11 protein-coding genes are annotated in these 12,446 nt (G+C 69.6%); all 11 read left to right on the forward strand.

Features of this window, described 5'->3' with window-relative positions; all coding sequences use genetic code 11:
• Positions 1 to 9 precede the first annotated feature (9 nt).
• The 11 genes from ACIQHQ_RS24115 to nuoL are packed head-to-tail and all read left to right on the forward strand — an operon-like array spanning position 10 to position 12,446.
• Positions 10 to 564, forward strand: coding sequence for an NADH-quinone oxidoreductase subunit B family protein (locus ACIQHQ_RS24115; RefSeq protein WP_007383964.1), 555 nt, complete (start codon positions 10 to 12; stop codon positions 562 to 564).
• Complete coding sequence (locus tag ACIQHQ_RS24120) at positions 561 to 1,301, forward strand: NADH-quinone oxidoreductase subunit C (RefSeq protein ID WP_402614869.1); 741 nt, start codon at positions 561 to 563, stop codon at positions 1,299 to 1,301. The genes ACIQHQ_RS24115 and ACIQHQ_RS24120 overlap by 4 nt, the downstream gene beginning before the upstream one ends.
• Positions 1,298 to 2,620, forward strand: a complete 1,323-nt coding sequence (locus tag ACIQHQ_RS24125; RefSeq protein ID WP_402614872.1) for an NADH-quinone oxidoreductase subunit D — start codon at positions 1,298 to 1,300, stop codon at positions 2,618 to 2,620. The genes ACIQHQ_RS24120 and ACIQHQ_RS24125 overlap by 4 nt, the downstream gene beginning before the upstream one ends.
• A complete protein-coding gene (gene nuoE, locus ACIQHQ_RS24130) occupies positions 2,617 to 3,477 on the forward strand; it encodes an NADH-quinone oxidoreductase subunit NuoE (protein ID WP_402614875.1) in 861 nt (286 codons plus the stop codon). Before ACIQHQ_RS24125 ends, nuoE begins: the two co-directional genes overlap by 4 nt.
• A complete protein-coding gene (nuoF, locus tag ACIQHQ_RS24135; RefSeq protein ID WP_402614878.1) occupies positions 3,477 to 4,823 on the forward strand; it encodes an NADH-quinone oxidoreductase subunit NuoF in 1,347 nt (448 codons plus the stop codon). The genes nuoE and nuoF overlap by 1 nt, the downstream gene beginning before the upstream one ends.
• A complete protein-coding gene (locus ACIQHQ_RS24140; RefSeq protein ID WP_402614881.1) occupies positions 4,820 to 7,324 on the forward strand; it encodes an NADH-quinone oxidoreductase subunit G in 2,505 nt (834 codons plus the stop codon). Before nuoF ends, ACIQHQ_RS24140 begins: the two co-directional genes overlap by 4 nt.
• The gene (nuoH, locus tag ACIQHQ_RS24145) at positions 7,321 to 8,697 is read left to right on the forward strand and encodes an NADH-quinone oxidoreductase subunit NuoH (RefSeq protein ID WP_402614884.1); all 1,377 of its coding nucleotides are present in this window, start codon (positions 7,321 to 7,323) and stop codon (positions 8,695 to 8,697) included. Before ACIQHQ_RS24140 ends, nuoH begins: the two co-directional genes overlap by 4 nt.
• Positions 8,690 to 9,331 (forward strand): NADH-quinone oxidoreductase subunit NuoI, encoded by a 642-nt coding sequence (gene nuoI, locus ACIQHQ_RS24150; RefSeq protein WP_402614887.1) that lies wholly within the window; start codon positions 8,690 to 8,692, stop codon positions 9,329 to 9,331. Before nuoH ends, nuoI begins: the two co-directional genes overlap by 8 nt.
• Complete coding sequence (locus ACIQHQ_RS24155) at positions 9,328 to 10,170, forward strand: NADH-quinone oxidoreductase subunit J (RefSeq protein ID WP_402614890.1); 843 nt, start codon at positions 9,328 to 9,330, stop codon at positions 10,168 to 10,170. The genes nuoI and ACIQHQ_RS24155 overlap by 4 nt, the downstream gene beginning before the upstream one ends.
• Positions 10,167 to 10,466: an NADH-quinone oxidoreductase subunit NuoK gene (gene nuoK / locus ACIQHQ_RS24160; protein WP_003992252.1), complete on the forward strand. Its 300-nt coding sequence runs from the start codon at positions 10,167 to 10,169 to the stop codon at positions 10,464 to 10,466. The genes ACIQHQ_RS24155 and nuoK overlap by 4 nt, the downstream gene beginning before the upstream one ends.
• Before the next feature lie 15 nt (positions 10,467 to 10,481).
• Positions 10,482 to 12,446, forward strand: coding sequence for an NADH-quinone oxidoreductase subunit L (nuoL, locus tag ACIQHQ_RS24165; RefSeq protein WP_402614894.1), 1,965 nt, complete (start codon positions 10,482 to 10,484; stop codon positions 12,444 to 12,446).

Here is a 12,446-nt window from a genome sequence, read left to right on the forward strand (position 1 = left end):
CCACACGTCATGGGACTCGAAGAAAAGCTGCCGAGCGGCTTCCTGCTGACCACCGTCGAGCAGGCCGCGGGCTGGGTGCGCAAGGCCTCGGTCTTCCCCGCCACGTTCGGCCTCGCCTGCTGTGCCATCGAGATGATGACCACCGGCGCGGGCCGCTACGACCTGGCGCGCTTCGGCATGGAGGTCTTCCGGGGCTCGCCGCGCCAGGCGGACCTGATGATCGTCGCCGGCCGGGTGAGCCAGAAGATGGCGCCGGTGCTGCGGCAGGTCTACGACCAGATGCCGAACCCCAAGTGGGTGATCTCCATGGGGGTCTGCGCCTCGTCCGGCGGCATGTTCAACAACTACGCGATCGTCCAGGGCGTCGACCACATCGTGCCGGTCGACATCTACCTTCCCGGCTGCCCGCCACGGCCGGAGATGCTGATGGACGCGATCCTCAAGCTCCACCAGAAGATCCAGAGCTCCAAGCTCGGCGTGAACGCCGAGGAAGCGGCCCGCGAGGCGGAGGAAGCGGCGCTCAAGGCGCTGCCCACCATCGAGATGAAGGGGCTGCTGCGGTGAGCGAAGCGAACGGCAACGGGGTCAACCCGGATAAGGACCTCTCCGCGGAGAACCTCCCGGGCCAGCGCGGCCAGGGCGGCGAGGAGATCCGCGTCCAGCGCGGCATGTTCGGCGCCAGCAGCGGCGGTGACACCTCCGGCTACGGCGGCCTGGTCCGCTCGGTCCGGCTCCCGGGACCGGCGGCCCGCCCCTACGGCGGCTGGTTCGACGAGGTCGCCGACGAGTTGGAGGGCGCGCTGGAGGAACAGGGCCTGGTCCCCGGCAACGCCATCGAGAGGACGGTCGTCGACCGGGACGAGCTGACCTTCCACATCGAGCGCGAGCACCTCGTCCGCGTCGCCCGCACCCTGCGCGACGACCCGGCCCTGCGCTTCGAGCTGTGCACCGGCGTCAGCGGCGTGCACTACCCGAACGACAAGGGGCGCGAGCTGCACGCCGTCTACCACCTGCGCTCGATCACCCACAACCGGGTGATCCGCCTGGAGGTCAGCGCCCCCGACAGCGACCCGCACATCCCGTCGCTGTTCTCGGTCTATCCGACGAACGACTGGCACGAGCGCGAGACGTACGACTTCTTCGGAATCGTCTTCGACGGCCACCCGGCCCTGACGCGGATCATGATGCCGGACGACTGGCAGGGCTTTCCGCAGCGCAAGGACTATCCCCTCGGCGGCATCCCCGTCGAGTACAAGGGCGCCCAGATCCCGGCTCCGGACCAGCGGAGGTCGTACTCATGAGCACTTCGCACGCCTCCCCTCGCGAGACCACCGAGGGCACCGTGTACACGGTCACCGGCGGTGACTGGGACGACGTCGTCCAGTCCGCTGCCCGCGCCGACGACGAGCGCATCGTCGTCAACATGGGACCGCAGCACCCGTCCACGCACGGCGTGCTCCGCCTGATCCTGGAGATCGAGGGCGAGACCGTCACCGAGGCCCGCTGCGGAATCGGCTACCTCCACACCGGCATCGAGAAGAACCTCGAGTACCGGACGTGGACGCAGGGCACCACGTTCGTGACGCGCATGGACTACCTGACGCCGTTCTTCAACGAGACGGCGTACTGCCTCGGCGTCGAGAAGCTCCTCGGCATCGAGGACCAGATCCCGGACCGGGCCTCGATCATCCGCGTGCTGCTGATGGAGCTGAACCGGCTCTCCTCGCACCTGGTGTGCATCGCCACCGGCGGCATGGAGCTCGGCGCGACCACGATCATGATCTACGGATTCCGTGATCGTGAACTCATTCTCGACATCTACGAGCTGATCACCGGCCTGCGGATGAACCACGCGTACATCCGCCCCGGCGGACTCGCCCAGGACCTTCCGCCCGGCGCGGTGGACCAGATCCGCGAGTTCGTGAAGAAGATGAAGAAGAACCTCCCGGAGTACGACAAGCTCGCCACCGGGAACCCCATCTTCAAGGCCCGTATGCAGGACGTGGGCTACCTCGACCTGGCCGGCTGCATGGCCCTCGGCGCCACGGGCCCGATCCTGCGCTCCACCGGCCTGCCCCACGACCTGCGCAAGGCACAGCCGTACTGCGGTTACGAGACGTACGACTTCGACGTCCCGACCGCCGACACCTGCGACTCCTACGGCCGCTTCCTCATCCGCCTGGAGGAGATGCGCCAGTCGCTCAGGATCGTCGAGCAGTGCCTGGACCGGCTCCAGCCCGGCCCGGTCATGGTCGCCGACAAGAAGATCGCCTGGCCCGCCCAGCTCGCCCTGGGGCCGGACGGGCTCGGCAACTCCCTCGACCACATCAAGAAGATCATGGGCACGTCCATGGAGGCCCTGATCCACCACTTCAAGCTGGTCACCGAGGGCTTCCGGGTCCCGCCGGGCCAGGCCTACGTGGCGGTCGAGTCGCCCAAGGGCGAACTCGGGGCGCATGTCGTCTCCGACGGCGGCACCCGCCCCTACCGGGTCCACTTCCGCGACCCGTCCTTCACCAACCTTCAGGCCATGGCGGCGATGTGCGAGGGCGGCCAGGTCGCCGACGTCATCGTCGCCGTCGCGTCCATCGACCCCGTGATGGGAGGCGTCGACCGGTGACCACCTCATCTTCCGAGCGGGGCGTCAGCCTGGGCATGCCCGAACTGCCCGCACCCGCCTACCCGGACGACGTCCGGGCGCGCCTGGAAACGGACGCGCGCGAGATCATCGCCCGCTACCCCGACTCCCGGTCCGCCCTCCTGCCGCTGCTGCACCTCGTGCAGTCCGAGGAGGGGCACGTCACGCGCACCGGGATGCGATTCTGCGCGGACGTACTCGGCCTGACCACGGCCGAGGTCACCGCGGTCGCCACCTTCTACACCATGTACCGGCGCAAGCCGAGCGGTGACTACCAGGTGGGGGTGTGCACCAACACCCTGTGCGCCGTGATGGGCGGGGACGCGATCTTCGAGGAGCTCCAGGAGCACCTCGGCGTCGGCAACGGCGAGACCACCGGCGACGGCAAGGTCACCCTGGAGCACATCGAGTGCAACGCGGCCTGTGACTTCGCGCCGGTCGTGATGGTCAACTGGGAGTTCTTCGACAACCAGACCCCCGCCAGCGCCAAGAGCCTCGTCGACGACCTGCGCGCGGGTCGGCCGGTCACGCCCACCCGCGGGGCGCGCATGTGCACCTTCAAGGAGACCGCCCGGGTCCTGGCCGGCTTCCCCGACGAGCGGGACGGGGCCGTCGAGTCCGGGGGAAGCGCGGGACCCGCCTCCCTGGTCGGTCTCAAGCTCGCCAAGGGCGAGGCCTCTCCCGCGCGCGTGGTGCACCCGCGCGGTGAGGCGGCCCGCACCGGGGCACCGCACGAGCCGTCACCGACGGAGCACTTGAGCTCGCACGACGCGCCGCAGGACACATCGGCCTCCGACCCTGCCCACCCGGCCGGGCCCACCGCCGAGGAGGGGGAGTGATGACCTTGGCACCCGAGCTGAAAGACACCAGCCCCGAAAAGCTGCTCGCACCGGTGCTGTCGGCCTTCTGGGACGAGGACAGGTCCTGGACGCTGGACGTCTACCGCCGGCACGACGGGTACGAAGGGCTGCGCAAGGCGCTCGCCATGTCGCCGGACGACCTGATCGCGTACGTCAAAGACTCCGGTCTGCGCGGACGCGGCGGCGCGGGATTCCCCACGGGCATGAAGTGGCAGTTCATTCCCCAGGGGGACGGCAAGCCGCACTATCTCGTTGTCAACGCCGACGAGTCGGAGCCCGGGACGTGCAAGGACATCCCGCTCCTCTTCGCGAATCCGCACAGCCTCATCGAGGGCATGATCATCGCGTGTTACGCCATCAGGTCGTCGCACGCCTTCATCTATCTGCGTGGTGAAGTCGTCCCCGTGCTGCGGCGGTTGCACTCCGCCGTGCGCGAGGCCTACGAGGCGGGCTTCCTCGGCGAGAACATCCTCGACAGCGGACTCGACCTCGACATCACCGTGCACGCGGGCGCGGGCGCGTACATCTGCGGTGAGGAGACCGCACTGCTGGACTCGCTCGAAGGCCGCCGGGGCCAACCGCGGCTGCGTCCCCCCTTCCCCGCCGTCGCGGGCCTGTACGCGTGCCCGACTGTGGTGAACAACGTCGAATCGATCGCGTCGGTTCCCGCGATCCTGCACCGGGGCAAGGAATGGTTCCGGTCGATGGGGAGTGAGAAGTCGCCCGGCTTCACGCTCTACTCCCTCAGCGGCCATGTCGCCAGCCCCGGCCAGTACGAGGCGCCGCTCGGGATCACGCTCCGCCAGCTCCTCGACATGAGCGGCGGGATGCGCCCCGGGCACCGCCTCAAGTTCTGGACGCCGGGCGGCTCCTCGACCCCGATGTTCACCGACGAGCACCTCGACGTGCCCCTCGACTACGAGGGAGTGGGTGCCGCGGGCTCCATGCTCGGCACCAAAGCCCTCCAGTGCTTCGACGAGACGACCTGCGTGGTCCGTGCCGTCACCCGCTGGACCGAGTTCTACGCCCACGAGTCCTGCGGCAAGTGCACGCCCTGCCGCGAAGGGACCTACTGGCTCGTGCAGCTGCTGCGCGACATCGAGGCCGGCAAGGGACAGATGTCCGACCTCGACAAGCTGAACGACATCGCCGACAACATCAACGGCAAGTCCTTCTGCGCCCTCGGCGACGGCGCCGCCTCGCCGATCTTCTCCTCGCTCAAGTACTTCCGCGAGGAGTACGAGCAGCACATCACGGGCCGGGGATGCCCCTTCGACCCGGCCAAGTCGACGGCCTGGGCCGACCGCACGGAGGTGAACGCATGACCGTGACCACCAGCTCTCCCTCCGGCGGGGGAGAAGCGGCGGTCCCGCCGGAGGACCTCGTGTCGCTGACGATCGACGGCGTGGAGATCAGCGTGCCCAAGGGCACCCTGGTCATCCGGGCCGCCGAGCAGCTCGGCATCGAGATCCCCCGGTTCTGCGACCACCCCCTGCTCGACCCGGCCGGTGCCTGCCGCCAGTGCATCGTCGAGGTCGAGGGCCAGCGCAAGCCCATGGCGTCCTGCACCATCACCTGCACCGACGGGATGGTGGTCAAGACCCACCTCACCTCCCCGGTCGCGGAGAAGGCCCAGAAGGGTGTGATGGAGCTCCTGCTCATCAACCACCCCCTGGACTGCCCGGTCTGCGACAAGGGCGGCGAGTGCCCGCTGCAGAACCAGGCCATGTCGCACGGCGACGCCGAGTCCCGCTTCGAGGGCCGCAAGCGGACCTACGAGAAGCCCGTGCCGATCTCCACGCAGGTGCTGCTCGACCGTGAGCGGTGCGTGCTGTGCGCACGCTGCACCCGGTTCTCCAACCAGGTCGCGGGCGACCCGATGATCGAGCTGATCGAGCGGGGCGCGCTCCAGCAGGTCGGCACCGGCGAGGGCGACCCGTTCGAGTCGTACTTCTCCGGCAACACCATTCAGATCTGCCCGGTCGGCGCTCTGACCTCGGCGGCGTACCGATTCCGCTCCCGCCCCTTCGACCTGGTCTCCTCCCCGTCGGTGTGCGAGCACTGCTCCGGCGGCTGCGCCACGCGCACCGATCACCGGCGCGGCAAGGTCATGCGGCGGCTCGCGGCCGACGACCCGGAGGTCAACGAGGAGTGGATCTGCGACAAGGGGCGGTTCGGGTTCCGGTACGCGCAGCAGCGCGACCGGCTCGAGACGCCGCTGGTGCGCAACGCCGAGGGTGAGCTGGAACCGGCCTCCTGGCCGGAGGCGCTGCAGATCGCGGCGCAGGGGCTGCTGGCCTCCCGGGGCCGCACCGGAGTCCTGACCGGCGGGCGCCTCACCGTCGAGGACGCCTACGCGTACAGCAAGTTCGCGCGCGTGGCGCTCGACACCAACGACATCGACTTCCGCGCACGCGTGCACAGCAGCGAGGAGGCCGACTTCCTCGCGGCCGAGATCGCCGGGCGCGGCCGGGACCTCGACGGCACGGGTGTCACCTACACCGCGCTGGAGAAGGCACCGGCCGTCCTGCTGGTCGGGTTCGAGGCGGAGGAGGAGGCGCCCGGCGTCTTCCTGCGGCTGCGCAAGGCCTGGCGGGGACACGGGCAGAAGGTCTACTCCCTGGCCACGTACGCCACGCGCGGTCTGGAGAAGGCCGGCGGCACGCTGCTGCCGGCCGCGCCCGGCACCGAGACCGAGTGGCTGGACGCGCTCGCGAGCGGCGCCGGCCTGAAGGACGACGGTGCGCTCGCCGCCGAGGCGCTGCGCACCGAGGGCGCGGTCATCGTCGTCGGCGAGCGGCTGGCCGCCGTGGCCGGCGGGCTCACGGCCGCCGCCCGCACGGCCTCCTCGACCGGCGCCCGGCTGGTGTGGATCCCGCGCCGGGCCGGGGAGCGCGGCGCGATCGAGGCGGGAGCGCTGCCGTCGCTGCTGCCGGGCGGACGCCCGGCCACCGACCCGCGCGCGCGGGACGAGGTCGCCGCGGTCTGGGGCGTCGCCGGTCTCCCGCACCGCTACGGCCGTGACACCGGCCAGATCGTGGAGGCCGCCGCGACCGGAGAGCTCCAGGCGCTGCTGGTGGCGGGCGTGGAGATCGCCGACCTTCCCGACCCGGCACGCGCGCGTGCCGCCCTGGACGAGGTGGGCTTCCTGGTCTCCCTCGAACTGCGGCCCAGCGAGATCACCCGCAAGGCCGATGTCGTCCTGCCTGTCGCCGCGGTCGCCGAGAAGGCCGGCACCTTCCTCAACTGGGAAGGCCGGATCCGCTTCTTCGAGGCGGCGCTCAAGCCCGACCAGATGACCCGCAGCTCGGCACCCACCGACGCGCGCGTGCTGCAGATGCTGGCCGACGCCATGGACGTCCACCTCGGACTGCCGGACCTGCGCACCGTGCGCGGCGAGATCGACCGGCTCGGCGCCTGGGACGGCCCGCGGGCCGGTGAGCCCCTGGAGACCGCGGCCGTGCTGCCGAGGCCGGCCGCCGGTGAAGCCGTACTCGCGGGGCACCGGCTGCTGCTCGACCAGGGCGTCCTCCAGCAGGGCGACGAGGCACTCGCCGGAACCCGGCACGCCGCTCGTGCGCGGGTGTCGTCCGCGACGGCCGCCGAGGCGGGCGTCAAGAACGGCGACCTGCTCGCGGTGACCGGTCCCCGGGGAGTGGTGGAACTGCCGCTCCAGATCAGTGACATGCCCGACCGGGTGGTGTGGCTGCCGTTGAACTCCACCGGTGGCGGCGTCGCCTCCGACACCGGGGCGCGGCCCGGCTCCCTCGTCCGCATCGGTCCGGCGACGCTCGCCGGCGAGGCCCCCAAGGAGGTGGAGGCATGAGCCCGTACCTCGCCGCTGAAGACCTCTCGATGTTCGGCACCGACCCCTGGTGGCTGGTCGTCATCAAGGCGGTGTTCTGCTTCGCCTTCCTGATGATGACCGTGCTGGTCTCCATCGTCATGGAGCGCAAGGTCGTCGCCTGGATGCAGCTGCGCATCGGCCCGAACCGGCACGGCCCCTGGGGCATGCTCCAGTCGCTCGCCGACGGCATCAAGCTGATGCTGAAGGAGGACGTGATCGTCAAGCGCGCGGACAAGGTGGTGTACGTCCTCGCGCCGGTCATCGCGGCCATCCCGGCCTTCATGGCGATCGCGGTGATCCCCTTCGGTCCGGCCGGCAACGAGATCTCGATCTTCGGCCAGCGCACCACGATGCAGCTCACCGACCTGCCGATCGCGATGCTCTACATCCTCGCGGTCGCCTCGGTCGGCATCTACGGCATCGTGCTCGCGGGCTGGAGCTCCGGCTCGACGTACCCGCTGCTGGGGGGCTTGCGCTCCTGCGCGCAGATGATCTCCTACGAGATCGCGATGGGCGCCGCCTTCGCCTCCGTCTTCCTCTACTCGGGGTCGATGTCGACCTCGACGATCGTCGAGCAGCAGGCCGACCGCTGGTACATCGTGCTGCTGCCGGTCTCCTTCATCATCTACATCGTGACCATGGTCGGCGAGACCAACCGGGCCCCCTTCGACATGCCCGAGTCCGAGGGCGACCTCGTCGGCGGCTTCAACACCGAGTACTCGTCGATCAAGTTCGCGATGTTCATGCTCGCCGAGTACGTCAACATGGTGACCGTCTCGGCCGTCGCCACCACGCTGTTCCTCGGCGGCTGGCGCGCCCCCTGGCCCATCAGCACCTTCTGGGAGGGCGCCAACCACGGCTGGTGGCCGCTGCTGTGGTTCACGGTCAAGGTCCAGCTGCTGCTGTTCATGTTCATCTGGATCCGCGGCACCCTCCCGCGCGTCCGCTACGACCAGCTGATGAAGCTCGGCTGGAAGGTCCTCATCCCGGTCTCGCTGGTGTGGCTGATGCTCGTCGCGAGCGTGAGGGCCTTCAGGAACGAGGGCTACGACTTCGCCGACATCGCCCTCTACGTGGGCGGCGGCGTCCTCGCCCTGCTGCTGCTCTCCTTCGTCGCCGACCTGTTCCGCGAGAAGGCCAAGAAGGCCGAACAGCCGGCCGAGACCCCGGCCGCCTTCGACCCGATGGCGGGCGGATTCCCCGTACCGCCCCTGCCCGGACAGGAACTCCCGCCGGTCCCGCGCCGTCGCTCGCGCCGTGAGCGGGAGCTGATTGTCAGTGGCGGGCCCGATACTCAGAGTGACGGATCTCTGGGCGGAACTACGGATGGAAAGGAGGCGTCCGATGACTGAGGAAGCCAAGGACACCAAGCCCGGTCTCCAGAACCCCGTGGCCGGCTTCGGCGTGACCTTCAAGGCCATGTTCAAGAAGCGGCTCACCGAGCAGTACCCGGAGCAGCAGAAGACCACGGCTCCGCGCTTCCACGGACGGCACCAGCTCAACCGCCATCCGGACGGCCTGGAGAAGTGCGTCGGCTGTGAGCTGTGCGCCTGGGCCTGCCCCGCCGACGCGATCTACGTGGAGGGCGCGGACAACACCGAAGAGGAGCGCTACTCGCCGGGCGAGCGGTACGGCAGGGTGTACCAGATCAACTACGCCCGCTGCATCCTGTGCGGTCTGTGCATCGAGGCCTGCCCCACCCGCGCGCTCACGATGACCAACGAGTTCGAGCTGGCCGACTCCAGCCGCGCCAACCTCATCTACACCAAGGAGCAGCTGCTCGCCGGTCTCGAGGAGGGCATGGTCGACTCGCCCCACGCCATCTACCCGGGGATGGACGAACAGGACTACTACCGGGGCCTGGTGACGGAGGCCGCGCCAGGCACCGAGCGCCAGGTCGCCCACTCCAAGGGGGAGGTCGTGCAGGAGGCCGACTCGACCTTCGGCGGGACGGAACCCGCGTCGGAGGGGGTGATCGGCCGATGACCGCCCAGCTCGCCGCCTACTCCACCTCCACCGGCGAGGCCGTCCAGTTCTGGGTCCTCGGCACCGTCGCGGTGATCGGCGCCCTGTGCACCATCCTCATGAAGAGGGCCGTGCACAGCGCGCTCTGCCTCGCCGGGACCATGATCATCCTGGCGGTGTTCTACCTCGCCAACGGCGCCTACTTCCTGGGCGTCGTACAGATCGTCGTCTACACCGGCGCGATCATGATGCTGTTCCTGTTCGTGGTGATGCTCGTCGGCGTCACCGCGGCGGACTCCCTGAAGGAGACCATCAAGGGCCAGCGCTGGCTGGCCGCGCTGTGCGGGCTCGGCTTCGGCGTCCTGCTGGTCGCCGGGATCGGCAACGCGTCCCTGACCGAGTTCAACGGCATCGGCCAGGCGAACGCCGGGGGCAACGTGGAGGGCCTGGCCGCCCTCCTCTTCACCAAGTACGTCTTCGCCTTCGAGATCACCGGCGCCCTGCTCATCACGGCCGCCGTCGGCGCCATGGTGCTCACCCACCGCGAGCGCACCGAGCGGGCCAAGACCCAGCGCGAACTCTCCGAGGAGCGGGTCCGCGACGGCAGGCAACTGCCGCCGCTGCCGGCGCCCGGCGTGTACGCCCGGCACAACGCGGTCGACATCGCGGGCCTGCTGCCCGACGGCACACCGTCCGACCTCACCGTCAGCAAGACGCTGCGCGAGCGCGGTCAGATCCGCGACGTGTCGCGGGAGGCGCTCAACGACCTCAAGGCCCTGGAGCAGCGGTCCGAGGAGCGTCTGGAGCGCAGAGTGGTCGGGCCGGCGAAGTTCCAGCGGTCCGAGGAGGCGTCGAAGTGAACCCGGTCAACTACCTCTATCTCGCGGCCCTGTTGTTCACGATCGGCGCCACCGGCGTGCTGATCAGGCGCAACGCGATCGTCGTGTTCATGTGCATCGAGTTGATGCTCAACGCCTGCAACCTCGCGTTCGTCGCCTTCTCCCGGATGCACGGGAACCTCGACGGCCAGATCATCGCCTTCTTCACGATGGTCGTCGCCGCCGCCGAGGTCGTGGTCGGGCTGGCGATCATCGTGTCCCTGTTCCGTGCCCGCCACTCGGCCTCGGTCGACGACGCCAGCCTGATGAAGCTGTAAGGGGTCGGAAGAATCGTGGAGAACCTCATTGCGCTGCTGGTGGCGGCGCCTCTGCTCGGAGCGGCGGTCCTGCTGTGCGGCGGACGGCGGCTGGACGCCGTCGGCCACTGGATCGGCACCCTGCTCGCGGCCGTCTCCTTCGTGCTCGGCCTGGCGCTGTTCACCGACATGCTGGGCCGGGACGCCGAAAGCCGCGTCATGACCCAGCATCTGTTCAGCTGGATCCCGGTGGAGGGCTTTCAGGCGGACGTCGCCTTCCAGCTCGACCAGTTGTCCATGACGTTCGTGCTGCTGATCACGGGCGTCGGATCCCTGATCCACCTGTACTCCGTCGGGTACATGGAGCACGACGAGCGGCGCCGCCGCTTCTTCGGCTATCTGAACCTGTTCCTCGCGGCGATGCTGATCCTCGTCCTCGCCGACAACTACCTGCTGCTGTACGTCGGCTGGGAGGGCGTCGGTCTCGCCTCCTACCTGCTGATCGGCTTCTGGCAGCACAAGCCCAGCGCCGCCACGGCCGCCAAGAAGGCCTTCCTGGTCAACCGTGTCGGTGACATGGGCCTGTCCATCGCGATCATGCTCATGTTCCTGTGGTTCGGCACCTTCGCCTTCGGGCCGGTGCTCGGCGGTCACGGGGAGGCCGGGCTGACCGGCGCCGCCGGTGAGGACAAGCTGACCGCGATCGCGCTGATGCTGCTCCTCGCCGCGTGCGGCAAGTCCGCCCAGGTGCCGCTGCAGTCCTGGCTCGGGGACGCCATGGAGGGCCCGACCCCGGTCTCGGCCCTCATCCACGCCGCGACCATGGTGACCGCGGGCGTCTACCTGATCGTCCGCTCCGCGGCCGTCTTCAACGGCGCCCCGGACGCGCAACTGGTCGTCACCATCGTCGGCGCGGTCACGCTCCTGTTCGGTGCGATCGTCGGTTGCGCGAAGGACGACATCAAGAAGGCCCTGGCCGGCTCGACCATGTCGCAGATCGGCTACATGATCCTCGCCGCGGGCCTCGGCCCCATCGGCTACGTCTTCGCGATCATGCACCTGGTGACGCACGGCTTCTTCAAGGCCGGTCTGTTCCTCGGCGCCGGTTCCGTCATGCACGGCATGAACGACGAGGTCGACATGCGCCGCTACGGCGGACTGCGCAAGTACATGCCCGTCACCTTCGTCACCTTCGGCCTCGGCTACCTGGCGATCATCGGCTTCCCGGGCCTGTCCGGGTTCTTCTCCAAGGACAAGATCATCGAGGCGGCGTTCGCCAAGGGCGGCACCGAGGGCTGGATCCTCGGCGCCTGCGCCCTGCTCGGCGCGGCCATCACCGCGTTCTACATGACGCGCGTGATGCTGATGACCTTCTTCGGCGAGGAGCGCTGGCGCAACGCCCCGACGCCGTCGCCCGACCGGCCGGACGTGGAGCCCGCCGCCGAGACGCGCGGCGAGTACACCCCGCCGCACCCGCACGAGTCGCCCAAGATCATGACGATCCCGATGATCGTGCTGGCCGTCGGGTCGGTGGCCGGCGGCGCGTTCTTCAGCATCGGCGACCGGTTCCTGCACTGGCTGGAGCCGATCACCGGGCACAGTCACGGCAACCCGCCGATCAGCGCGGGCGTCGTCACCGGCGCGACCGTCGCGTGCATGGTCGTCGGCGTCGCCCTCGCCTGGGCCCAGTACGGCCGTCGCCCGGTCCCGGCCGTCGCCCCGCGCGGCTCCCTGCTCACCCGGGCCGCCCGGCGCGACCTGCTGCAGGACGACTTCAACCACGTCGTCCTGGTCCGCGGCGGCGAGCACCTCACGCGGTCCCTGGTCTACGTCGACCACACGCTGGTCGACGGCGTCGTCAACGGCACGGCGGCCTCGGTCGGCGGCCTCTCCGGGCGGATGCGCAGGCTGCAGAACGGCTTCGCCCGCTCCTACGCGGTCTCGATGTTCGGGGGTGCGGCGGTCATCGTCGCCGCGACCCTGCTGATGAGGGCGGTCTGA

This window comes from Streptomyces sp. NPDC092370 (assembly GCF_044755265.1).
GTDB lineage: Bacteria > Actinomycetota > Actinomycetes > Streptomycetales > Streptomycetaceae > Streptomyces.

Bases quoted from the DNA above. Each gene is read 5' to 3' on its own strand.
- ACIQHQ_RS24115 (WP_007383964.1), top strand. From the start codon at position 10: ATGGGACTCGAAGAAAAGCTGCCGAGCGGCTTCCTGCTGACCACCGTC.
- ACIQHQ_RS24125 (WP_402614872.1), top strand. From the start codon at position 1,298: ATGAGCACTTCGCACGCCTCCCCTCGCGAGACCACCGAGGGCACCGTG.
- nuoF (WP_402614878.1), top strand. From the start codon at position 3,477: ATGACCTTGGCACCCGAGCTGAAAGACACCAGCCCCGAAAAGCTGCTC.
- ACIQHQ_RS24140 (WP_402614881.1), top strand. From the start codon at position 4,820: ATGACCGTGACCACCAGCTCTCCCTCCGGCGGGGGAGAAGCGGCGGTC.
- nuoH (WP_402614884.1), top strand. From the start codon at position 7,321: ATGAGCCCGTACCTCGCCGCTGAAGACCTCTCGATGTTCGGCACCGAC.
- nuoI (WP_402614887.1), top strand. From the start codon at position 8,690: ATGACTGAGGAAGCCAAGGACACCAAGCCCGGTCTCCAGAACCCCGTG.
- ACIQHQ_RS24155 (WP_402614890.1), top strand. From the start codon at position 9,328: ATGACCGCCCAGCTCGCCGCCTACTCCACCTCCACCGGCGAGGCCGTC.